The sequence below is a fragment of the Acidovorax sp. HMWF018 genome (assembly GCF_003061035.1).
GTDB classification, from domain to species: domain Bacteria; phylum Pseudomonadota; class Gammaproteobacteria; order Burkholderiales; family Burkholderiaceae_C; genus Acidovorax; species Acidovorax delafieldii.
This window is the reverse complement of sequence record NZ_QAIM01000668.1, coordinates 3888-25675: the sequence shown is the minus strand read 5'-3', so window position 1 is coordinate 25675 and position 21788 is coordinate 3888. Positions and strand designations below refer to the sequence as shown.

General features: G+C 59.1%; 22 protein-coding genes and 1 pseudogene. All 23 read right to left on the bottom strand.

Features of this window, described 5'->3' with window-relative positions; genetic code table 11:
* Positions 1 to 119: 119 nt before the first annotated feature.
* Positions 120 to 644 carry a phosphoribosyltransferase gene (locus tag DBR23_RS28440; RefSeq protein WP_056062011.1) on the bottom strand — a complete coding sequence of 175 codons (525 nt, stop codon included), beginning with the start codon at positions 642 to 644 and terminating at the stop codon, positions 120 to 122.
* A 57-nt stretch (positions 645 to 701) separates the two neighbouring features.
* Positions 702 to 2078 (bottom strand): adenylosuccinate synthase, encoded by a 1377-nt coding sequence (locus DBR23_RS28435; protein ID WP_056743262.1) that lies wholly within the window; start codon positions 2076 to 2078, stop codon positions 702 to 704.
* Positions 2079 to 2105: 27 nt separating this feature from the next.
* Positions 2106 to 3254: an ATP phosphoribosyltransferase regulatory subunit gene (locus DBR23_RS28430; RefSeq protein WP_108500282.1), complete on the bottom strand. Its 1149-nt coding sequence runs from the start codon at positions 3252 to 3254 to the stop codon at positions 2106 to 2108.
* Positions 3255 to 3344: 90 nt separating this feature from the next.
* The gene (locus DBR23_RS28425) at positions 3345 to 3524 is read right to left on the bottom strand and encodes a DUF2065 domain-containing protein (RefSeq protein WP_347707488.1); all 180 of its coding nucleotides are present in this window, start codon (positions 3522 to 3524) and stop codon (positions 3345 to 3347) included.
* Between the two features lie 30 nt (positions 3525 to 3554).
* Positions 3555 to 4463 carry a protease modulator HflC gene (hflC, locus tag DBR23_RS28420; protein ID WP_056061999.1) on the bottom strand — a complete coding sequence of 303 codons (909 nt, stop codon included), beginning with the start codon at positions 4461 to 4463 and terminating at the stop codon, positions 3555 to 3557.
* Positions 4464 to 4472: 9 nt separating this feature from the next.
* The gene (gene hflK, locus DBR23_RS28415) at positions 4473 to 5843 is read right to left on the bottom strand and encodes an FtsH protease activity modulator HflK (protein WP_099729843.1); all 1371 of its coding nucleotides are present in this window, start codon (positions 5841 to 5843) and stop codon (positions 4473 to 4475) included.
* A gap of 53 nt (positions 5844 to 5896) precedes the next feature.
* On the bottom strand, positions 5897 to 7042 hold the full coding sequence (hflX, locus tag DBR23_RS28410; protein ID WP_199227829.1) for a GTPase HflX: 1146 nt from the start codon (positions 7040 to 7042) through the stop codon (positions 5897 to 5899).
* A gap of 93 nt (positions 7043 to 7135) precedes the next feature.
* Entirely contained in the window at positions 7136 to 7390 is a 255-nt protein-coding gene (gene hfq / locus DBR23_RS28405) for an RNA chaperone Hfq (RefSeq protein ID WP_108500281.1), read from the bottom strand.
* A 105-nt stretch (positions 7391 to 7495) separates the two neighbouring features.
* Positions 7496 to 8839, bottom strand: coding sequence for a ribosome biogenesis GTPase Der (der, locus tag DBR23_RS28400; RefSeq protein ID WP_056062205.1), 1344 nt, complete (start codon positions 8837 to 8839; stop codon positions 7496 to 7498).
* Between the two features lie 13 nt (positions 8840 to 8852).
* Positions 8853 to 10016 (bottom strand): outer membrane protein assembly factor BamB, encoded by a 1164-nt coding sequence (gene bamB / locus DBR23_RS28395; RefSeq protein WP_108500280.1) that lies wholly within the window; start codon positions 10014 to 10016, stop codon positions 8853 to 8855.
* A gap of 2 nt (positions 10017 to 10018) precedes the next feature.
* Positions 10019 to 10717 (bottom strand): tetratricopeptide repeat protein, encoded by a 699-nt coding sequence (locus DBR23_RS28390; protein ID WP_056743271.1) that lies wholly within the window; start codon positions 10715 to 10717, stop codon positions 10019 to 10021.
* Between the two features lie 14 nt (positions 10718 to 10731).
* Positions 10732 to 11994 carry a histidine--tRNA ligase gene (gene hisS / locus DBR23_RS28385; RefSeq protein WP_233250803.1) on the bottom strand — a complete coding sequence of 421 codons (1263 nt, stop codon included), beginning with the start codon at positions 11992 to 11994 and terminating at the stop codon, positions 10732 to 10734.
* A gap of 152 nt (positions 11995 to 12146) precedes the next feature.
* A complete protein-coding gene (ispG, locus tag DBR23_RS28380) occupies positions 12147 to 13427 on the bottom strand; it encodes a flavodoxin-dependent (E)-4-hydroxy-3-methylbut-2-enyl-diphosphate synthase (RefSeq protein WP_108500278.1) in 1281 nt (426 codons plus the stop codon).
* The gene (locus DBR23_RS32065) at positions 13427 to 13894 is read right to left on the bottom strand and encodes a RodZ domain-containing protein (RefSeq protein WP_233250802.1); all 468 of its coding nucleotides are present in this window, start codon (positions 13892 to 13894) and stop codon (positions 13427 to 13429) included. The genes ispG and DBR23_RS32065 overlap by 1 nt, the downstream gene beginning before the upstream one ends.
* A 303-nt stretch (positions 13895 to 14197) precedes the next feature.
* Positions 14198 to 14293: pseudogene (locus tag DBR23_RS32390) on the bottom strand (helix-turn-helix domain-containing protein); the annotation flags it as partial.
* 61 nt (positions 14294 to 14354) lie between these two features.
* Positions 14355 to 15188 (bottom strand): type IV pilus biogenesis/stability protein PilW, encoded by an 834-nt coding sequence (gene pilW / locus DBR23_RS28370; RefSeq protein ID WP_056061981.1) that lies wholly within the window; start codon positions 15186 to 15188, stop codon positions 14355 to 14357.
* Positions 15189 to 15221: 33 nt separating this feature from the next.
* Complete coding sequence (rlmN, locus tag DBR23_RS28365) at positions 15222 to 16334, bottom strand: 23S rRNA (adenine(2503)-C(2))-methyltransferase RlmN (RefSeq protein WP_099729838.1); 1113 nt, start codon at positions 16332 to 16334, stop codon at positions 15222 to 15224.
* 90 nt (positions 16335 to 16424) lie between these two features.
* Entirely contained in the window at positions 16425 to 16850 is a 426-nt protein-coding gene (gene ndk / locus DBR23_RS28360; RefSeq protein WP_008905954.1) for a nucleoside-diphosphate kinase, read from the bottom strand.
* A gap of 89 nt (positions 16851 to 16939) precedes the next feature.
* Entirely contained in the window at positions 16940 to 18508 is a 1569-nt protein-coding gene (locus DBR23_RS28355; RefSeq protein WP_108500276.1) for a pseudouridine synthase, read from the bottom strand.
* On the bottom strand, positions 18508 to 19257 hold the full coding sequence (scpB, locus tag DBR23_RS28350) for an SMC-Scp complex subunit ScpB (protein ID WP_108500275.1): 750 nt from the start codon (positions 19255 to 19257) through the stop codon (positions 18508 to 18510). The genes DBR23_RS28355 and scpB overlap by 1 nt, the downstream gene beginning before the upstream one ends.
* A gap of 147 nt (positions 19258 to 19404) precedes the next feature.
* Entirely contained in the window at positions 19405 to 20448 is a 1044-nt protein-coding gene (locus DBR23_RS28345) for an RluA family pseudouridine synthase (protein WP_108500274.1), read from the bottom strand.
* Between the two features lie 5 nt (positions 20449 to 20453).
* A complete protein-coding gene (locus DBR23_RS28340) occupies positions 20454 to 21380 on the bottom strand; it encodes a peptidoglycan DD-metalloendopeptidase family protein (protein WP_108500273.1) in 927 nt (308 codons plus the stop codon).
* Positions 21381 to 21392: 12 nt separating this feature from the next.
* A partial coding sequence (locus DBR23_RS32055; protein ID WP_369882185.1) for a protein-L-isoaspartate O-methyltransferase occupies positions 21393 to 21788 on the bottom strand: 396 nt, incomplete at its 5' end.

Here is a 21788-nt window from a genome sequence, read left to right as displayed (position 1 = left end):
ATCTGCCGCAGCACCTAAGCACCACCACAAACCACCCCATCGACCCCAACACTTTTGCGCTCAGGTCTCAGTAGCGAAGCCCTCGACTATAGCACGACTTTCAGGGCCGGCAAGAAAAATCAGACTCGCCACTTTTCTAGCAGCTTCTCCGGACTCAGGCTGTCGTAGCCCTCAAAGGGCTGGTGGATCCAAGGATTGCTCGGCAAAAACTCCACGGAGTAATCTGGAGAAAAGGTCGATAGACCCTTCGTCCAGATCACGGCGCTACGTAGCTCGGTGATGGGCGCGTAGTTGGTCTTAAGCATGTTGATCACCGCGTGCAAGGTGTGCCCTGAATCAGCCAGATCATCGACCAAGAGCACGCGCCCTGCAATTTCACCCTTGGGCGTGGTGATAAAGCGTGCAATATCAAGATGTCCTTGCACCGTTCCTGCCTCGGCACGGTAGGAGCTCGTAGACATGATCGCTAACGGCTTATCGAAGATACGACTGAGAATGTCACCTGGGCGCAACCCACCGCGAGCGAGACAGAGAATGGTGTCGAACGCCCAACCCGACTGATGAACTTTCAGCGCCAACTTTTCGATGAGGCTGTGGTACTCGTCATAGCTGACATAGAGGTGTTTTCCGTCTTCGGTCAACATAGTGGATGATTCCTGAACAATTGGCGTTTACTTGATGGCAGCAGGGCAAACTACAGGTCAGACAGCGACATAAGGATGACGCATCATGATCGTATGGTCGCGATCAGGACTGGTTGAGATCATGTCGATCGGAACCCCTGTCACTTCTTCGATGCGCTCAAGATAGCGGCGCGCACTTTCGGGCAGTTTGTCGTACTCGGTCACCCCTACGGTGGAATCACTCCAGCCAGGTAGCGTTTCATAAATTGGCGTGCACCGAGCGATGTCCTCTGCGCCCATGGGAAGCAAATCAATACGCTGACCGTCGAGCTCGTAGCCTGTGCACAGCAACAACTCGTTCAACCCGTCCAGCACATCCAGCTTGGTGATGCAAAGGCCAGTAAGACCATTGACTTGGGCGCTGCGCTTCAACAAAGCTGCATCAAACCAGCCACAGCGACGGCTACGCCCCGTTGTCACTCCCTTTTCAGCGCCCACCGTGCTCATGTGATAACCGGGCGTACCAGGCACTTCCCAATCCAACTCTGTGGGGAAAGGCCCGCCACCCACACGGGTGCAATACGCCTTGGTGATACCGAGGATGTAATGAAGCATGCCCGGCCCTACGCCAGATCCCGCAGCAGCGTTCCCCGCCACGCAGTTACTGGAGGTGACATACGGGTATGTGCCATGGTCTACATCCAGCAGGGTCCCTTGAGCGCCCTCAAACAGAAGATTGGCACCCGCGCGATTCGCCTCATTCAGCTCACGCGACACATCAGCCATCATGGGCTTCAGCAACTCTGCATGGCGCATGGCTTCGGCGTACACGACATCAAACTGCACCTTGCCATCCTGGATGTATGGCTTCAGAGCATCGCCAAAAACGAACTTTGCAGAGCCCAGGTACGTGGTGAGCACATGGTTATGCAAATCCAGCAATTCGCGCAGCTTGGAAGCAAATCGCTCAGGGTACTTCAAGTCCTGTACGCGCAAGGCACGGCGGGCAATCTTGTCCTCGTAAGCTGGACCAATGCCACGGCCGGTGGTACCAATCTTCTCAGCCCCCCCCTGCTCTCGGGCCGCCTCACGCGCAACATCAATTGCCGCGTGGAAAGGCAGGATCAGCGGGCACGCCTCACTGATGCGCAGGCGCGAACGAACCTCGACACCGGCTTTCTCAAGCCCCTCAATTTCCTCAAACAACTTCGCTGCAGAAAGCACCACGCCATTGCCGATGTAGCACTTGACCCCAGGGCGCATGATGCCGCTCGGGATCAAATGCAGCGCCGTCTTCACACCATTGATCACCAGTGTGTGGCCAGCGTTGTGCCCCCCCTGGAAACGCACAACCCCTTGAGCGCTCTCCGTCAGCCAATCGACCAACTTGCCTTTGCCTTCGTCGCCCCACTGGGTACCGACCACCACTACGTTGCGACCTTTGGTTGCTTTCATCTCAAACCCAATTCAAATGACAATTGCTCAAACAGCCTGCACGACCCAACGGCCCGCAACCCGAACCAGTTCACGATCACAGTGGAACTCATCCACCTCACTCTCGTGCCCTGGCAAAACACACACCACTGTTTCCCCAGCGGACCGAAGCTCTCCAATCGCTGCATTCACATCCGCAGCCTCGCCCCAGGGAGCACGAATGGCAGCTTTCAGCGCACGGGGTGGCACCACGCCAACCACCTGCTTGATGTCCAAACTGAATCCCGCCGCAGGACGATTACGGCCAAACACTGCCCCCACCTCGTCGTACCGGCCGCCGCGCACCAGGGCATCGCTGGCACCCGGCGCATAGATCGCGAAGCGCGCACCGCTGTAGTAGGCATATCCACGCAAATCAGCCAAGTCGAAAGTGACAGAGGCTCCGTCAAGACGCGACGCCAACCACTTCAAATTTGATAGCACTTGAGACACACCAGAAATGCGCTTCAGCGCATTTTCAGCCTCAGCCAGAACAGCAGAGTCTCCATATAACTGGACAAGAGCGAGAAGGCCTTGCCGAGAATCCTCAGGAAAGCCACGCGTCAAGACTCTCAACTCTCCCGCATCCTTGGCCGCCAAAGCAGAATGAATTCTGCTGAGCAGTTGCGGGCTCACGCTCACACCAGCCAACAGGCTTCGGACGATGCGCACGTCCGCAAGATCAATGGTTGTGTCGCGTACATTGGCAACTCGCAAACACTCCCGAGATAACTGCAAAGCCTCAAGATCGGCCTCCAGCCCGGTATGCCCATAGATTTCGGCACCAAACTGAAGAGGCTCGCGGGTGGCATGCGGGCGGTCAGGACGCGTGTGCAACACAGGACCACAGTAGCAAAGACGTGTCACACCTTTGCGATTGAGCAAATGCGCATCGATGCGAGCAACCTGCGGAGTCGTATCAGCTCGCAGCCCCATGGAACGACCAGATAGCTGGTCCACCAGTTTGAAGGTTTGCAGATCCAGCGCTTCGCCAGTGCCCGTAAGGAGAGATTCCAGATGCTCCAACAGCGGGGGCATCACCAACTCATAACCATAACAACGGGCTGTATCAAGCAGCCCGCGACGCAATTCTTCGATGTGCCGCGCTTCAGACGGCAAGACATCGGCAATGTGATCCGGAAGGACCCAAGCAGACATGGAGAAAAGGGGAGGCTGTTAAAACCGTGATTCTACCGGGACCGGGCGAGACTCCCCAAGGAATCTCCTAGTCGAGAGGTGTGACAGCGTTCAGAAACAAAGCATCAGAAGACCCGCAGCAAGGGCCAACAATGCGAAAAAGCGTATTTGGCCATCCTGCAATTGAGCGATCTGTGCAACTGTACGTTTCCAGACCTGGGGGGACAAAAAAGGCAAAAAACCCTCAATTACCAGGACCAAGGCAAATGCCGTCCAAAGACTGTCCCACATCATTCACCTCTCACAACCAGCGCCACTTGTTTACTTGCGTGGAGCAACAGGCGCCGATGCAGACGCTGAGCCGCGAAAGACCTTGAAGAAGTCAGAGGACGATGGGTCCAGCACCATCACATCGCTTTTCTTATTGAAACTGCCCTTGTACGCCTCGAGACTGCGATAAAACTGGGCAAATTGAGGATCTTTGCCAAACGCTTCGGCGTAGATGCGGGCCGCTTCCGCGTCGCCCTCACCCTTCAGCTTTTGAGCATCCCGATAGGCATTGGCGATTGTGATCTCGCGCTGACGATCTGCGTCTGCACGAATCTTTTCGCCTTCTGCAGCACCTGTAGACCGCAACTCGTTGGCCACGCGCTTTCGCTCCGCTTCCATGCGCCGGTACACAGATTCAGTGATGGCTTCCACGTAATCAACACGGGTAATACGCACATCCACCACATCAACCCCCCAGGGCTTGGAACCACGAACTGTCTCCAAGACTTCGCGCTTGACATCAGCCATCAGCGCTTCGCGTTTGAGTGAGAGTAGCTCTTTCACCGTGCGCTTGTTGATTTCCTCCTGGAAAGCATTGCGAACCACCCGATTGAGCTGCATGGCGCCCGCCGTCTCATCCAGCCCAACGTTGCGAATGTACTCAGTGGGCTCGGAAATGCGCCAGCGCACATACCAGTCGATAACGACACGCTGCTTTTCAGCAGTCAACATGGGCTCGGTGTCCGTGCTGTCCAAGGTCAGCAAACGCTTGTCTATGTAGGTGACGTTCTGAAATGGAGGAGGCAGCTTGAAATTGAGGCCAGGCTCCGTGATCACTTCTTTGATCTGACCCAGTGCATACAACACTCCAAACTGCCGCTGGTCCACAACAAAAAGCATGGAGCTCATGAGAGCAAGCACCACCAGAAGGGTGGATGCAATAAAACCGACTCTGTTCACGAACTACTCCTAGCGGGATTCACGTTCACGGGTGCGGCTGGTGTCGCGCGCGCGAGCGTCATTCGAAAAGGTTGGTGCGGGTGTTGCTGGTGACACCGCTGGAGGCACGCTGGTGGCCGCAGGCGCATCCAGCGCTCCGGACCCGCTTGCTACGCCTTGCATAATTTTGTCGAGCGGCAGGTACAGCAAATTGGAGCCTTGACGCGACTCCACCAGCACCTTGGTCACGTTGCCATAAATCTGCTGCATCGTGTCCAGATACATACGATCACGGGTTACCTGCGGAGCCTTCTGGTACTCCGCCAAAATAGAAGCAAACCGTTGCGAGTCACCTTGAGCCTGCGCAACGATCCTCGCCTTGTACGCAGCAGCCTCCTCGTTCAGACGAGAGGCAGAGCCCACAGCGCGTGGAATCACATCATTCGCGTAAGCCTGTGCCTCGTTTTTGGCACGCTCGCGCTCCTGTCCAGCTTTGAGGACATCATCAAAGGAGGACTGCACCTGCTCAGGCGGCCGCACACCGCCCTGCTGCAAATTGATGCCAACAACTTCGACGCCAACTTTGTAACGGTCCAATATGGTCTGCATGAGCGCGCGAACGCGAGGCGCAATCTGATCCCGCTCTTCAGCCAATGCCGTGTCCATGCGCATCTTGCCCACCACCTCGCGAACGGCGGTCTCAGCTGCTTGAACCACGGCATCTGAGGGATTCTTGCTTTCGAAAAGCCATGCCCTGGCATCGCTCAGGCGATACTGAACGGCAAACTTGATCTCCACGATGTTTTCGTCTTCGGTAAGCATCGCGGACTCTCTCAAGCCCGTGCTTTTGATGACGGTGTCCCTCCCCACATCAGCGGAGCGAATTTGTGTCACAAAAACCAGCTCATGACGCTCAATTGGGTAAGGCAAGCGCCAGTTAAAACCTGCACCCACGGTGCTTTTGTACTTGCCGAATTGCGTAATGACGGCTTGCTGACCTTCTTGCACTATGAAAAAACCTGTGCCCATCCAGATCACGAACGCAATGCCAGCAATCAAACCAACACCCACACCGGCGCTTTTCATATCAGGTTGAAAGCCACCGCCAGCCCCTCCTCCCGGGCCACGGCCAGAACCATTCTTTCCCCCGAACAGACTGCCAAGCTTGCGATTAAGGTCACGCCAGAGCTCGTCGAGATCAGGCGGCTGCTGGCCATTGCTTGGCCGCTGATCCCCACCCCTCTGACCTGCGGGTGGCGCTGCAGGTCGATCCTCAGGGCGCACGTTACCGTCCTCCGACTTATCATCCCCGCGACCCCAGCGTGGATCGTTCAGATTGAACATGCCCCGAATACGGTCCGGCAATGAAGCCCAGCGTAGGGTGCGAGTATGAAAATTCATGCGCAAAATCTCTGGTTCTCTGATGGCGTCATTCGATCATGCATTGTGCCCAATCAGGGCAACACATCCGGCAATTCAAGGGCGTCTGCTGGGGTCATATCCTCACGCGTAGCCAGCAACCTATCGGCCAAAGCGCGGCGCAGATCATCAAGACCTTCTCCAGATCGAGCACTTACGAACAGACGGGAAAGCGACTGCCCCCCCACTTCGTATTGGTCTACCAGCAGGGAGGGGCGTCGCTCTTCGGGCAATGCGTCAAGCTTGTTGAACACCAGTATCTGCGGGATATCCGAGGCACCAATTTCCAGCAACACCCGCTCCACCTGCGCCATCTGCTCCGGGAAATCCGGGTTGGAAGCATCCACCACATGAAGCAGCAGATCTGCATCGACAGCCTCTTGCAGCGTAGCCTGAAAGGCATCCACCAATCCGTGCGGGAGATCCCGGATAAAGCCCACCGTATCGGACAGAGAAACAGATCGCGCCGCATCTGCCAGATACAACTGGCGTGTTGTAGTGTCTAGCGTGGCAAAAAGTTGATCCGCTGCATACGCTCGCGCTTTCACCAAAGCATTAAAAAGCGTGGACTTACCCGCGTTGGTGTACCCAACAAGCGAAATATTGAAGGTATCGCGCCTCTCGCGCTGGCGCCGCTGCGTGGAGCGCTGACGCTTGACCTTGATCAAGCGCTCTCTGGTGCGCTTGATCGCGTCACCAATCATCCGTCGATCCAGCTCGATCTGCTTTTCACCCGGACCGCCCCGGGCACCGATACCGCCAGTCTGGCGCTCCAGGTGAGACCAGCGCCGCACCAGCCGTGTACTCACATACTGCAGCTTGGCGAGCTCAACCTGAAGCTTGCCTTCGTGGCTTCGCGCACGTTGCGCAAAGATCTCCAGAATCAACAACGTGCGGTCATTAACGGGAAGCTCGATATGACGTTCCAGATTACGCTGCTGCGCGGGGCTGAGTGATTGGTCAAACAGCACCTCCAATGCCCCATGCATCTGGGCCAAGGTGCGAATTTCATCCGCTTTGCCAGAGCCAATAAAGAGTGCCGCGTCCGGCGCTTTCCGCTTGCACGTAATGCGAGCAACAGGCCGTAAACCCGCCGTCTGGGCGAGCAGTCCCAACTCTTCCAACTCAGCATCGAAGTGGGGGAGACTAAAATCAACGCCCACCAGCAACACCGGCGTCATAGCGGACGAGGATGCGGAAGCCGAACTCAAAGCCAACCACCCTCTCTCTGCTCTACCTCGCTCAGAAAGCGAGCCCCGCTACCAGACAACAACTCAAGGGTTGCTGTTGTCAGCATCAGGGGTTTCTGAGGTAGAGAAATTGACCGCCCGACCTGGAACGATCGTAGAAATCGCGTGTTTGTAAACCATCTGCGTCACAGTATTGCGCAGCAACACCACATACTGGTCGAAAGACTCGATTTGCCCCTGCAGCTTGATCCCGTTGACCAAATAAATGGACACTGGAACATGCTCCCGACGCAATGCGTTAAGGAAGGGGTCTTGCAAAAGCTGGCCTTTATTGCTCACGATATTCTCCGTGTTCAAGTGTTGTTGTAAACCAGCACCTTACCACAGCCAGACGCACGCTCTGGCTTTAACACACATGGCCCCTCGACTGAAGAGCCTTTGTCGTCAGGCCTCGTCTTTGTCCGCAAAAGGATTGTGCGAAGTTTTCATCTCAATGCGCAAAGGGGTCCCCACAAGATCAAACTCCTTGCGGAAGCGCCCTTCCAAGAATCGCTTGTAAGCATCAGTCACGTGCTCCAGCGAGTTACCATGGATCACGATCACAGGCGGATTCATGCCGCCTTGGTGCGCATACCGCATTTTGGGGCGGAACATCCCCGCCCTCTTGGGGCTTTGGAACTGAACTGCCTCCAGCAACAGTCGGGTGAGCACTGGCGTGGACATCTTGCAGGTGGCCGCCCGGTGGGCCTGGGCAATAGATGTCCATAGAGGGCCAAGCCCCTGACGCTTCTTCGCAGAAATGAAGTGCAACGAAGCAAACTTCAAAAACGCTAGCCGCGTCTCAATGGAGCGCTCCAAGAGCTGCCGTTGGTAGTCATCCACGGCATCCCATTTGTTCACCGCCAGAACCACAGCGCGGCCACTTTCCAGAATATAGCCCGCGATATGGGCATCCTGGTCCGTTACCCCCTGGGTGGCATCGAGCAATAACAGCACCACATTTGCGGACTCGATGGCTTGGAGCGTTTTCACTACCGAGAATTTTTCGATAGCCTCAAACACCTTCCCCTTGCGGCGCAGTCCTGCAGTATCCACCAGCTCAAAGCGCTGGCCATTGCGCTCAAAAGGCACAGTGATGGCATCGCGGGTCGTACCGGGCATATCAAATGCCACCAGTCGCTCTTCGCCAAGCCACGTGTTGATCAGGGTGGACTTACCCACGTTGGGGCGCCCCGCCACGGCAAGCTTGATTACGCCCTTGTCCAACGCCGTATCCGAATCGTCAGGCTCAGGCAGATTGAGCGGCTCCAGCGCAATGTCAACCAAACTGCGTATGCCCTGCCCGTGCGCCGCAGACACAGGATAAACCTCGCCCAGCCCCAGCTCATAGAACTCCGCCAGTTGGACGCCCTGGAGCATGCCCTCCGCTTTGTTGGCGACGAGCACGCAAGGCTTGCCCAAGCGACGCAAGTAATTGGCAATGTCGTGGTCTTGCGCGGAAACACCTGCACGGGCATCCACCACAAAAATCACCACGTCCGCCTCTGCGACGGCCTGCTGCGTTTGTTTGGCCATCTCGCGGTAGATGCCGCTGGAAGCGTCGGGTTCGAAGCCACCGGTATCAATGACGATGTACTCGTGTTTTCCCTGCTTGCCGTTACCGTAGTGCCGGTCACGCGTAAGTCCCGCAAAGTCAGCGACGATAGCGTCACGCGACTTGGTCAGACGGTTGAAGAGCGTGGACTTGCCGACATTCGGACGCCCCACGAGGGCGATAACTGGCTTCATTGAATAAGACCGATCAATCTGGACGGAATCCGTAAATGCCGCCATTGCGGGTAACAACCACCAGGGTATCTGCAGCCACGACTGGGGCAGCAGCGATGGCAGACCCATCTGTCGCCAGCCTGTTCAGGGGCGAACCATCTGTACGAGACAGCAAATGCACCAAACCCGAGTCGTCACCGACGACTACCGAGCGCCCTAGAAGCAACGGCGCCGTGAGTTTGCGGTATTTAAGTCGATCGATACCCCACAAGCGTGAACCATCCGCGCGGCGCCACGCAACAAGAGTGCCATTGCTCTCAGAGCCAAAAATGGCCTCTGCATCGCCGTGAACGCCTTCTGCTCCGCTAGCAGGCTGCGTCCAGACGGTCGTTCCCCTTGCCGTGTTCACACAACCCACAGCAGCTTGAAAGGATCGAGCGCACACTGTTTCTCCCACACGGCTCGTGCGCCCCACCAACTCGACAAGGCGCTCCACATCATTGGTGCCCCGTGCGCTGGCAATGGGAGTCTCCCATCGTACACTGCCATTGTCAGGATTCAATCCGACCAAACGGCCTGACAACCCCACCACCAGTGTGTCACCCACAGCGGTCAAGACACCAGCCTGGCGCAATATCAAAGGCTCGCCGGGGCGCTGCTGGGACCAGAGACGACGACCTGTCGACAAATCATAGGCAGACACGGATCGATCTGCCGACAACACGAAAACACGACCGCCTGCAACCAGAGGTGGTGTGAATACCTGAGCAGCGAGCGTCTCACGCCAGCGCTCACGCCCCCCATCAATAACGATCAGTGCATTGTTACGCGAGACCACCGCCGCGAACTTGCCATCGCTACCCACAGCTGCCGACAGAGGCTCAGCCAGCGCTGCTCTCCAGATATCCCCCCCCGTACGCGCATCCAGGGCTGCCACCGCACCATCAGCTGACGCGACGGTCACCACATTGCCAGCAACATGGACCTCCAATGGCAATCCAGCCACATTGCCAAGGCGCGCAGTCCATGCTTGCCGCACGCCCAGAACGGCCACATTGGCTCCGAGGTCGGCAGGCACAGGCTTAGACTTGTCGGCGCTCCACAAAGAACAACCGGCCAACGTGGCAGCCACTAGTGCTACCACCAGACCGCGCACAGAAAATTGGTGCCCTGACCTTGCGTTGATAGGCGACGACATGGTTATTTGGACTCCGCAGGTGTTGCGGTTGAAGAGACAGCAGAAGCCACATTCACACCTTGCAGCGAGACACCCAGCGCGTTCAGCTTGATTTCCACCAGACGGCGGTACTCGACACTGTCTTCGAACCCCTTATATGCCTTGGTGTACTCAGCAATCGCGTCCTGACGCTTGTCCTGGAGCATCAGGACGTCACCCTTGCGGTCCGCCACAACAGAGGAGAATTCCGGCGCGAAACTGCTGGATAGTTGCTTGAGTGCTTCGTCATAGTTCTTTTGATCCATGAGCACACCAGCCAATCGCAACTTGGCCAAGGCCTTGAGGCCCTCGTCTGACGATTGTTCTGCAACCCACATAAGCGCCTCTTTGGCGCCTTCGACATTACCAGTGCCCTGCATGGCCTTGGCGAGGGTCAAGCCTGCCTGCCCAGCTTGGACAGTCCCTGCATATTTAGACTTCAGATCTGCAAAAGCTTGTTCCATGCGGACGTTATCGGCAGACCGCGCAGCCACATCCACAGCATCAAACAACGCAGCCGCCTGCGTGGCCTGCCGGGTTTGCCAGTACTGGTAACCGTTCCAAGCAGCCGCTGCACCTGCAACGACAATGACCACGGAGCTGATCAACGTGCCCCAGGTGTTCCAAAAATGCTTGAGCTGGTCTAGCTGCTCTTGTTCTTCAAGGTCGAGATGATTTGCCATGGAATGTGATTTGGTTAGCGGGTGGATTGTAGGGTGGCCGACCATTGCGCGACCAAGTCCAGCGGGCGCTCGGTTTGCTCACCTGCGCCATCACGCAAGGCTTTGACAGTCACCATGCCACGAGACAGCTCATCATCGCCAAACACCAGCGCGTGCATTGCACCACTGGCATCAGCCTTCTTGAATTGCGATTTCATACTGCCCATGCCCTCCAGCGAAGGGGCCGCGTGCATCTGGACACGAACACCATGTTGGCGCAATTGCTCGACAGTAGCCACAGCCCGAGGTAACGCGGCCGCCGAAGGGACAATGGCATAGACGTCCGGAAGCAGCAAAGGGGTGGCACTTTGCTGCTCCTTGAGCAACTCCAGTACCCTTTCGACCCCCAACGCCCAACCCACCGCCGGTGCGGCCTTGCCACCGATTTGTTCGATCAAGTAGTCGTAGCGCCCCCCACCGCAGATCGTGCCCTGCGAGCCCAACTGATCCGTCACAAACTCGAACACAGTGAGGTTGTAGTAGTCCATCCCACGCACCAGGCGAGGATTGACAGTCCAAGCTATCCCGTTGGCATCAAGAATGGCCTTGACGGCATTGAAATGCGCCAAAGACTCCTGACCCAGAAAGTCAATCAACCGAGGCGCTGCTTCCACCAGCGACTGCATCGCGGGATTCTTGGTGTCGAGGATGCGCAGAGGGTTGCTGTGCAGCCGCCGACGCGCCTCCTCATCAAGAGCATCGACGTGCTGTTCCAGATACGCGATCAATGCAGCACGGTGAGCCTTGCGCTCGTCCGGCTGCCCCAAACTGTTGAGTTCCAGACGCACATTCTGCAGGCCAAGGTCGCGCCACAGGGCACTCGCCAGAAGAATCAACTCGGCATCGACCTCGGCACCCGGAAACCCCAGTGCCTCGGCGCCGATCTGGTGAAACTGGCGGTAGCGTCCGCGTTGGGGACGCTCATGACGAAACATGGGGCCCATGTAGTACAAGCGCTTACCGCCGTCGTACAACATGGAGTGCTCTGCAACCGCACGCACCACACCAGCTGTCGCTTCGGGGCGAAGCGTCAGCTGCTCCCCATTGAGACGGTCCTCAAACGAGTACATCTCTTTCTCGACAATGTCGGTGACCTCGCCCAATCCACGTACAAACAACGGTGTGGGTTCGACAATGGGTGTGCGGATATTGCGATAGGCGTAGCGCGCCATCAGGTCGCGCACCTTGGCCTCCAGCCACTCCCAACGGGCAGATTCCGGAGGCAGGATGTCGTTCATGCCCTTCACCGCAACCAGCTTCTCTGGTTTGGACGAGGGACTGCTTTTTTCGTTACTCACAGCGCTTCTTTTCTATGTCTGGCAGAAATTTACATAAGCTGGACAGACCACCTCCCGAGGCTTTACGGTGCGGGTGGCTGCAGCACTACCGGTCAAGCAGCAGACACCCCGGCGCCAAAACGCTTTTCGATGTACTGCTCGACGATGCGATGGAATTCATTGGCGATATCGTCACCGCGCAGAGTCATTGCCTTCTCGCCATCAATGAAGACAGGGGCGGCAGGCGCCTCACCCGTCCCCGGCAGACTGATTCCAATGTCTGCGTGCTTGCTTTCACCCGGGCCATTGACGATGCAGCCCATAACTGCAACCCGTAGCGATTCCACACCCGGATAACGCACGCGCCACACAGGCATTTGCGCACGCAGGAAATCGTCGATTTGCTTGGCCAGGTCCTGAAAGGTGGTGCTGGTGGTACGGCCACATCCCGGGCAAGCGGTAACGCTGGGCACAAAAACCCGCATGCCCAAGGCCTGCAAGATTTCGGATGCCACAACCACCTCTTGGGTACGCGCCTCGCCGGGCTGGGGTGTCAACGACACACGAATCGTGTCGCCAATACCCTCTTGCAGCAGCACAGACAATGCGGCCGCCGAAGCAACCGTTCCCTTGGTACCCATACCGGCTTCGGTGAGACCCAGGTGCAAAGCGTAGTCGCAACGGCGTGCCAACTCGCGGTACACCGAAATCAGATCCTGCACTCCGCTGACTTTGCACGACAAGATGATCTGGTTGCCGTCCATCCCCATGGCCTCTGCACGACGTGCAGATTCAATGGCCGATGTGATGAGGGCCTCGTACATGACCTGACGAGCCTCCCATGGATTGCTGCGGCGGCTGTTCGTATCCATCAGCTCAGCCAGCAACTCCTGATCGAGACTGCCCCAGTTGACACCGATGCGCACAGCCTTGTTCCAGCGCATGGCAGCCTCGATCATTTGACCAAATTGCTTATCGCGCTTGTCACCTTTGCCCACATTGCCAGGGTTGATTCGGTACTTGGACAAAGCCTGGGCGCAGTCCGGAAACTCGGTGAGCAGGCGGTGTCCGTTGTAGTGAAAATCGCCCACCAAGGGAACGTTCTCACCCATGCGATCCAGTTGCTCTCGGATGTACGGTACCGCTGCAGCAGCTTCTGGCGTATTAACGGTGATGCGGACAAACTCCGACCCCGCCTGAGCGAGCTCCTTGACCTGAATCGCGGTCCCAATGGCATCGACGGTGTCGGTGTTGGTCATGGACTGCACGCGCACGGGAGCACCCCCCCCCACGGTCACCACACGCGAACCCCAGACAACTTTCGCTTGGCGCGAACGTCTAGGTAAGGGCGAAGCAATCGCCACCGGCCCAAAATCAATCGGGGAGTTTTCCACTATTTCACCTCGAAACGCGCCACGTTTTCACGGGCGACCGCCGTCAGATCAAACGGCTTTCCTCGAACAACCACTTCCGTCGCGTCAGCGCGACCGACAATCACTGCCAGGGGCGTGGGTGCCGACACCGATACCGACTCTCCCGCCGCCAGATTGCGTTGCAACGCCAGTGCACCATTGGCATCGCGAACTTGCACCCATGACGCACCGCGCGCGCGCAGCACCAGGGGACCGGAGGGAGCATCTGCCGCGCCATCAGCGGCCGAAACAGCGCCCGCAGACACGCCACTGCCAGCGGCAGCAGGCGCTGGAGGTGCAGCGGTAGGTGGCGCAGCAGACACAGGCACCGAAGCCGCCGAAGCAGCGGCGGGCGATGCAGAAATAGATGCATCGGCGGGGCGCTCCACCGTTGGTGGCACCACTGCAGGTGCAGGCTCGGAGGCATTGGCCGGCAAAGCATCTGGCACCGCAACGGGCACTGGATCGGAAGAATCCCCTGGCGTGGAATGCCGAGGGACAAAGAACAAAACCACAGCTCCCACCAACAGTGCAAGAACGACCAACACCACCGAACGCGAGCCGGAACCTGAACCCGCGAATGACGCCGAAGAGGACGACGAAGATTTGCCGGCACTACCCTTCACAGGTGCATTGATACCCGCGCTGTCCACAGACAGACGAGGACTTTGACTTTGGGGAAGCAAAGACAAAATGGGCGCTGGGTCAATTTTGAGGGTACGGCAAACACTCGAAGCCAGCGCGCGCACAAATACGGTGTCAGGCAGCACTGTGTAGTTATCTGCCTCCAGGGCTTCCAACTTGCTGACGGGTACTTTCAACGCAACCGCTAGGGCTGCGATGTGCATGCCTGCCGCCTGCCGGGCCTCCTTGAGCAAGCCGCCCGCCGTCACTCCGCTCTCCACCACCTCACTCATTGAAAGCCCCACGTTCGTATGCACCCAGCTCCCTGGAATCCGGGAAGCGCTTGCGCAACTGAGCAGCCAGTTGCCTCATTGCCACGGTGTCGCCCAAAGCCCGCTCCACCTTGATGCCCAGCCACAACGATTCAGAGTTGGCGAAATCGCTGTTGTTGAGCCGTCGAATGTAAAACTGCGCACGCGACAACTCGTTGCGCCGCAGCAAGAGCGCTGCGAGGTGATAACCGACCACCGGATTCGCAGCATCGAATTCATAGGCCTTCAAGAAAGACTGTTCCGCTTCGGGAAACTGTCCCGCCCCTGACTGGCACAGGCCACGGGCCATCCACGTTTTGCCACGCGCTGTATAGGCGGGGTTGGCAATGGCTCGGACAAAATATTGGTCGGCCTCCACGTACTTTTGCTGCTGGCACATCAGCCAGCCATAGTTGTGCAGTACGTTGGAGTCATTTGCCCTTAGCGACAAGGCACGGCGGAAACTGTCTTCGGCCTGTGCATAGTCACTCAGGCGCATGTAAATCAGGCCACGAAGATTGAAAGCATCGGCATAAGAAGGATCTGCAGCCAGCGACTGCTTGACTTCATCCAGTGCGACCGCTGTTTGCCCCAATTCAAAATAGTTGGAGGCCAACTCCAGCCGGATGCGAGCGCGGCGCCGCGACTCAGGCTCATCGGACGGAGTCACCAAGCCTGCATCGGCGTCACTGACTGCAGACGATGCGTTTGTTGCACACCCCTGGAGCGCCCATATGCAAACCACCGCACTGCATGCCGTGAGTGTCCAGCGGCCAATATGCTGCCAGCGTCCAACCATTCCCGCCATGTAGAGCCTCCTTGAAGTTTGCCAACTGCCTGATCAAGTCACCGGTTTGAGCACGATTGTGCGCTGCTTTGCCATGCGTTCTGCGGCCCGGGTACGATCTTTGACATCCCCAGCCAATTGACCGCACGCCGCGTCAATGTCATCACCGCGCGTCTTGCGCACCGTGGTGATAATGCCCGCGTCACTGAGTATCTTGGCAAAGGCCTGCACCTGATTTTGCGGGGACCGCAACAGCCCTGATGCGGGAAACGGATTAAAAGGAATCAGATTGAACTTGCAGCGAATACCACTGCGCTTGACCAACTCGATCAGTTGGCGCGCATGCTCCGTCTGGTCGTTAACACCATCAAGCATGCAGTATTCGAACGTGATGAAGTCACGGGGTGCATGCGCCAAATAGCGGTTGCAAGCGTCCAGCAACTCCTCGATCGGATACTTGCGATTGAGCGGAACCAGGTTGTCGCGCAGTGGGTCATTGGGTGCGTGCAGCGACACCGCCAATGCCACGGGACAGTCTTGCGCAAGGCGATCCATCATGGGCACGACGCCCGATGTAGACACCGTCACGCGGCGGCGCGACAGGCCATACCCGTGATCGTCCAGCATTACTTTGAGCGCAGGTACTAATGCCGAATAGTTTTGCAGCGGCTCCCCCATGCCCATCATGACCACATTCGAGATCACACGGTCTTCAGTCTGCAAGCGCTTGCGCAGGGAGTGCTCTGCAAACCACAGCTGGGCGACGATCTCGCCCGTCGTCAGATTGCGACTGAAACCCTGATGGCCTGTAGAACAGAAGCGGCAACCGACAGCGCAGCCCGCCTGCGATGACACACAGAGGGTTCCACGATCATCCTCCGGGATGAACACGGCTTCCACCGCGTTGCCATCACCCACATCAAACAGCCACTTCACAGTGCCGTCCGAGGACACATGCTCTGAAATAACGGGCAGTGACTCGACCTGCGCGCAGCCCTTGAGCTTGTCACGCAAGGCCTTGGCCAAGTCGCTCATGGCGTCGAAATCGCTGGCACCGCGCTGATGAATCCAACGAAACAGCTGGGTGGCGCGGAAGCGCTTTTCCCCCAGCCGCTCGCAAAACGCCGCCAGACCGTCGAGGTCGAATTCCAGCAGATTCGTGCTCATGGTGCCAAACCCACTGGAGACCAGGCATAGGTACCCCCATGACACTGAACTCCCACCAAGGTGGGTGCGGGCATGGGGAGCATCACCATCTCAGCGCGAGTAGATATTCAGGCCGGGGAAGAAGAATGCCACTTCGGCCTGTGCGGTTTCAGCGGCGTCGGAGCCGTGCACAGCGTTAGCGTCGATGCTGTCAGCGAAGTCGGCGCGGATGGTTCCAGCTTCTGCCTTCTTGGGGTCGGTTGCGCCCATGAGTTCACGGTTCTTGAGGATGGCGTTCTCGCCCTCCAGGGCCTGGATCATCACAGGGCCGGAGATCATGAAGTCCACCAGGTCCTTGAAGAAAGGACGCTCTTTGTGCACTGCATAGAACTGCTCGGCTTCCAGGCGCGACAGGTGGGCCATACGGGCTGCCACGACCTTGAGGCCGGCAGCTTCAAAGCGAGCGTAGATCTGACCGATGACGTTCTTGGCCACTGCGTCGGGCTTAATGATGGAGAGAGTGCGTTCGATTGCCATGTTGATTTCCTGAATGGTTGTTGCTGTGATTCGTTTGTCCACCGGACAAAGCCCTCGATTCTAACCGGGGAGCGTGAAGGCAGGAGCACTCAGCGCCCACCACCTCCGCGCCGGGGACCGCCGCCACCGGGGCGTCGTTTGTCCTGGCGGTGGCGCGAGAGGCTGTCCATGCCGATGTAGCCCACCGACGTTTTCATCGGATCGGGCTGTGCCGAGCCCCCACGCTGGCGATCGCCCCCTGCAGCGTTGTTGCCACGGGCAGGGCCCTGGCCACCATCGCGGCGCGGCTTCTGGCCACGGGGACCACCAGGGACGGCAGGCTGCGACATGTCCCGACGCGAGCCATCACCGCGCGGTCCACCACGGCCACGGTTGCGCGGCTTGCCATTGCGCCCGCCAGCACCAGCCCCTTCAGGACGTCCCTCAACAGGCTCGGGGCGCCCAGCACCTGCTGCCTGAACCAGTGCGCGGATATCACTCTCGTCCAGTTCCAGCCAGGCTCCGCGCTTGAGGCCGCGCGGCAGCACCATGGCACCGTAGCGGATGCGGATCAGGCGGCTGACCGCATGGCCCACCGATTCGAGCATGCGGCGTACTTCACGGTTGCGGCCTTCGGAGATGGTGACCCGGTACCAGCAGTTGGAACCCTCTCCACCACCGTCCTCGATGGAGCCAAACGATGCCATGCCGTCATCCAGGCGCACGCCGTCCAGCAGTTTTTGTTTTTCCTCGTTGCTCAGAGCACCCAGCACCCGAACGGCGTACTCGCGCTCCAACCCAAAGCGTGGATGCATCAGTTTGTTCGCCAGCTCGCCCGAGCTGGTGAACAGCAAGAGACCCTCCGTGTTCAGGTCCAGGCGTCCTACCGACTGCCACTTGCCCTGCATGAGTCGGGGCAGCTTGCGAAAGACGGTGGGTCGATTCTGGGGATCGTCATGGGTCACGACCTCGCCCACAGGTTTGTGATACGCGATTACGCGCGCCGGAGGGGGGTCGATGCGATAGCGGATCGGCTTGCCGTTGACCTTGACCTGATCGCCAAACTGAATGCGCTGTCCGATGTGAGCAGGTTCGTTGTTGACCGAAATCCGCCCCTCCAGGATCAATTGCTCCATCTCCAGCCGCGATCCCAGCCCTGCCTGGGCCAGCACCTTGTGCAGTTTAGGTGTCTCGACCTGCGGCAGCAGCACCCGCTTCTGCGGCACCGCGTCTGCGGAGGCATCTTCTTCGTCGAAACGACCGGACACTACATCCTCAAACTGATAGCCCTCAACGACAGGGGCAGCTCTGCGCTTGTCGCGCCCTGCCCCATCAGGACGCTGAGGCCGTTCACGAGATTCGCCACGAGGCCCCCCCCCTGCCTGCCGAGTATTACCCTCGCCTTCGGCCGCCGATACGACCGCCTCAGGAGATATCGAGTCCATGGCGACCGCCTGCACCTGGGCTACAGGCACCTCTGGCGCTGCAGCCTCCAACACAGGCACCGAAGTACCGATCTGCATCGCCACCACGGCTTGAGGCACCGCTTCCTCGGCAAGGACAGCTTCCGCCTTTTTGCGAGGAGCCCGCTTAGCAGCCGGCTTTTTGACAGCAGGTACCGTATCAGCGGCATTCAACCCAGGCACTTCGGCCGGATTTTCGGAGGTCGAGTCGTTCATCAAGTATTTCCCTGGATACCACCCGAGGTATCAACATGGTCGTCGCGGAGATCAGTCTCCACATTCTGAAAAAAATCATCCACGGGTCGCCTGTCACCCATATCAGTCACAGCCTCCACAGACTCCACTGGCTCTTGCCCACCGACTTCGTGCGGCAAAACCGCCAGCAGATCAGGCTCACCCCCGATGGCTCCCTGGGCGGCGGCTGCCATGGCTTCCAACACATTCGCATTGCCTGTCGGGTCATCGAGCACCGGCAGTTGGTCCAGAGACTGCAGGCCCATATCGTCCAGAAACTGGCGGGTCGTGGCGAACAACGCCGGGCGCCCCACCGTTTCGCGGTGGCCAATGACCTCCACCCAACCCCGGTCTTCCAACTGTTTGATGATCAGGCTGTTGACCGTCACACCCCGAATGTCCTCGATATCCCCGCGCGTGACCGGTTGCCGGTAGGCAATGATGGCCAAGGTTTCCATGGTGGCCCGGGTGTAGCGAGGCGGTTTTTCGGGATGCAGACGGTCCAGGTATTCACGCATTTCAGGACGGCTCTGGAAGCGCCATCCCGTCGCCACCTGTACCAGCTCCACCCCACGCTGCGCCCAATCAAGCTGCAATTCCTGCAACAGCACCTTGAGGGTGTCGGAACCCAGCGCGTCATTGAACAACACCCGCAGCTCGCGCACGGGCACGGGCTGCTGCGCGCAGATCAACGCAGTTTCGAGGACCCTTTTGGCATCCACCGTGTTCATGGTTCAGCGATTCCTGGAAAAGTGCCACGCGTTGCAACGGGTGTCACATCAACAGCAGGGGCAATCATTGGTGCACCGCGCAATGGCGCTGGTGCGTTGGTAGAGCCCGGCGGGATTCCGGCTGCGGGCTAGGGCCGTCACGGCCGTTCAGGGCGCATTGTAGCCCAGGCCCCATTCTGACAGCGCCCGGCGCATATCGTCGGGTACAGGGGCACGGAACTCCAGAGGATCCCCCGTCACCGGATGCGCAAAAGCCAACCGGTAGGCGTGCAGGGCCTGGCGTTGCAAGGCCCCGACCGGCGCGCCACCGTACAAGGCATCGCCTACCAAAGGATGGCGCAGAGATGCCATGTGCACACGAATCTGGTGCGTGCGCCCGGTGTGCAAGGTGCACTGCACCCAGCAGCCACGCTCGCTTCCCTCCAGACACAGGAAATCCGTGCGGGCGGTTTTGCCAGGGTGTACCGCCAAGTCCACCACCGCCATGCGCAGGCGATTGCGAGGGTCCCGCCCGATGGGGGCCTCCACCGAGCGGGTCGCCCCCCCCGTCCAGGCACCGTGCGCCATGGCCACGTACTGGCGCTTGACCTTGCGCTCGGCAATCAGCGCCACCAGGGCGTCCATGGTCGCACGGTCCCGGGCGACCACCATAAGACCGCTGGTGTCCTTGTCCAGGCGGTGAACGATACCAGCCCGTGGCACCCGCAGTGCCTTGTCGTCGCGGGCCAGCAGGCCGTTGAGCAAGGTGCCGCTCCAGTTGCCTGGCGCAGGGTGCACAACCAAGCCTGCGGGCTTGTTCACCACCAGCAAGTGCTCGTCTTCGTACACCACATCAATCGCCATGGGCTCAGGCCGGAAGGCCTGGCTTTGGAGGGTGGGCCGCATCTCCAGCACCACCAGGTCACCGGCCTTGACCCGCGCGGCTGCCTTGAGAGCAGGCTTGCCATTGAGGCTGACCAGCCCCTGGGCCAGCAATTGCTGAAGATAGCTGCGGGAGAACTCAGGAACCAGCTCCACCAGCGCACGATCCAGCCGCTCGGCGTGCTGGCCTGGGCCCATCTGTAGCGAGCGCAGCTCGCTGTCCGCGTCGGCCAGGGCTTCCGACTCCTCGGCCAGCAGGAGGGAATCGCCCTCCTGCGCTGTCGTCACCTCAGACGCTTCGGGACCACCGCCCGGCGAATGATCCGCCATCGGACTCAACGGGATGGCAGATAGCGTGTGGGATCGACAGGCTTGCCCTGCCGGCGGATTTCAAAGTGCAGCTTGACGCGGTCTGCGTCGGTGTTGCCCATCTCGGCGATCTTCTGGCCCTTGCGCACCGCCTGGTCTTCCTTGACCAACAGGGTCTGGTTGTGTGCGTAAGCGGTGAGGAACGTGTTGTTGTGCTTCAGGATGACCAGGTTGCCATAGCCGCGCAGACCGGCTCCGGCATAGACCACACGGCCATCCGCCGCCGCCAGTACCGGGTCACCCGCCTTGCCGGCAATGTCGAAGCCCTTGTTGCGTGCCTCGTCAAACCCGGCAATCAGCGAACCCGATGCAGGCCAGATGAACGCCAGCTCATCCTCGCCCGCTGGCGCCGCCGCTGGTGCCGGCGTGGCTGGCGCCACCGCCACCACCGTGCCCGACGCAGCAGAGGCAGCAGGCTTGGCGCCGCTGGCGGCCGATGCAGGAGCCGCAGCCGGCGTGCTGGCTGGAGCGACGGAGGATGATGTGACCGGGCGTGTCACCACCCCGCTCTCAGAGGCCACCACCGCCTGGGTAGCGGACGGAGGAAGCACGCGCAGCACCTGACCAACTTCGATCAGGTTGGCGTTTTCCAAATTGTTCCAGCGAGCAATGTCTTTCCAGCTTTGCCCAGACTCCAGGCCGATGCGAATCAGGGTATCCCCAGGCTTGACCGTGTAGTAACCCGGCTTGCCAGCATTTTCTGCACCAGGCAGAGGCTTGATGGGGGCACCCACCACCACGCCCGGCTGTGCTGCGGGCGCTGGGGCAGAAGACGACGAAGAGGTGCCCCGATCTTCCACAGGAGCCTTGTTCATGCGGGTGCCACAGCCGGAGAGCACCAGCCCCGCCATTGCCACGGTAAAACCCACCACAAGACCACGCGATACGAACATAAGCAATTCCCTTTACGCAATCCCCGATTTTAGGGGGACAAAATGCACGGGTTCGAGCACGTTTTGTTTCAATCCGTGCGGGGTTTTGTCGATCACCAGCAACATTTGCTGCCCGCCGGTCAGTGCCATGGGTGCCACCAAGCGCCCCCCCACGGCCAATTGATCGCACCAGGCCAGGGGCACAGCATCGCCCCCGGCTGCGGCAATGATGGCCGCGTACGGAGCACCTTTGGCATAGCCGAGCATGCCGTCGCCAAACAGCAGGTGCACATTGGCCAGGCGGAACGGCCGCAAGTTGTCGCGCGCCTTGTCGTGCAGGCCACGCAGGCGCTCCAGCGTGTAAACCTCGCGGGCCAGCAGGCTCAGCACTGCAGCCTGGTAGCCGCAGCCCGTCCCAATTTCCAGCAC

Bases quoted from the DNA above. Each gene is read 5' to 3' on its own strand.
- ndk (WP_008905954.1), bottom strand. From the start codon at position 16,850: ATGGCAATCGAACGCACTCTCTCCATCATTAAGCCCGACGCAGTGGCC.
- rlmN (WP_099729838.1), bottom strand. From the start codon at position 16,334: ATGAGCACGAATCTGCTGGAATTCGACCTCGACGGTCTGGCGGCGTTT.
- DBR23_RS28425 (WP_347707488.1), bottom strand. From the start codon at position 3,524: ATGTGGGACAGTCTTTGGACGGCATTTGCCTTGGTCCTGGTAATTGAG.
- pilW (WP_056061981.1), bottom strand. From the start codon at position 15,188: ATGGCGGGAATGGTTGGACGCTGGCAGCATATTGGCCGCTGGACACTC.
- DBR23_RS28345 (WP_108500274.1), bottom strand. From the start codon at position 20,448: ATGGCGGATCATTCGCCGGGCGGTGGTCCCGAAGCGTCTGAGGTGACG.
- DBR23_RS28355 (WP_108500276.1), bottom strand. From the start codon at position 18,508: ATGAACGACTCGACCTCCGAAAATCCGGCCGAAGTGCCTGGGTTGAAT.
- bamB (WP_108500280.1), bottom strand. From the start codon at position 10,016: ATGTCGTCGCCTATCAACGCAAGGTCAGGGCACCAATTTTCTGTGCGC.
- DBR23_RS28390 (WP_056743271.1), bottom strand. From the start codon at position 10,717: ATGGCAAATCATCTCGACCTTGAAGAACAAGAGCAGCTAGACCAGCTC.
- DBR23_RS28435 (WP_056743262.1), bottom strand. From the start codon at position 2,078: ATGAAAGCAACCAAAGGTCGCAACGTAGTGGTGGTCGGTACCCAGTGG.
- DBR23_RS28340 (WP_108500273.1), bottom strand. From the start codon at position 21,380: ATGTTCGTATCGCGTGGTCTTGTGGTGGGTTTTACCGTGGCAATGGCG.
- der (WP_056062205.1), bottom strand. From the start codon at position 8,839: ATGAAGCCAGTTATCGCCCTCGTGGGGCGTCCGAATGTCGGCAAGTCC.
- hflK (WP_099729843.1), bottom strand. From the start codon at position 5,843: ATGAATTTTCATACTCGCACCCTACGCTGGGCTTCATTGCCGGACCGT.
- hisS (WP_233250803.1), bottom strand. From the start codon at position 11,994: ATGAACGACATCCTGCCTCCGGAATCTGCCCGTTGGGAGTGGCTGGAG.
- scpB (WP_108500275.1), bottom strand. From the start codon at position 19,257: ATGAACACGGTGGATGCCAAAAGGGTCCTCGAAACTGCGTTGATCTGC.
- hflX (WP_199227829.1), bottom strand. From the start codon at position 7,042: ATGACGCCGGTGTTGCTGGTGGGCGTTGATTTTAGTCTCCCCCACTTC.
- DBR23_RS28430 (WP_108500282.1), bottom strand. From the start codon at position 3,254: ATGTCTGCTTGGGTCCTTCCGGATCACATTGCCGATGTCTTGCCGTCT.
- DBR23_RS28440 (WP_056062011.1), bottom strand. From the start codon at position 644: ATGTTGACCGAAGACGGAAAACACCTCTATGTCAGCTATGACGAGTAC.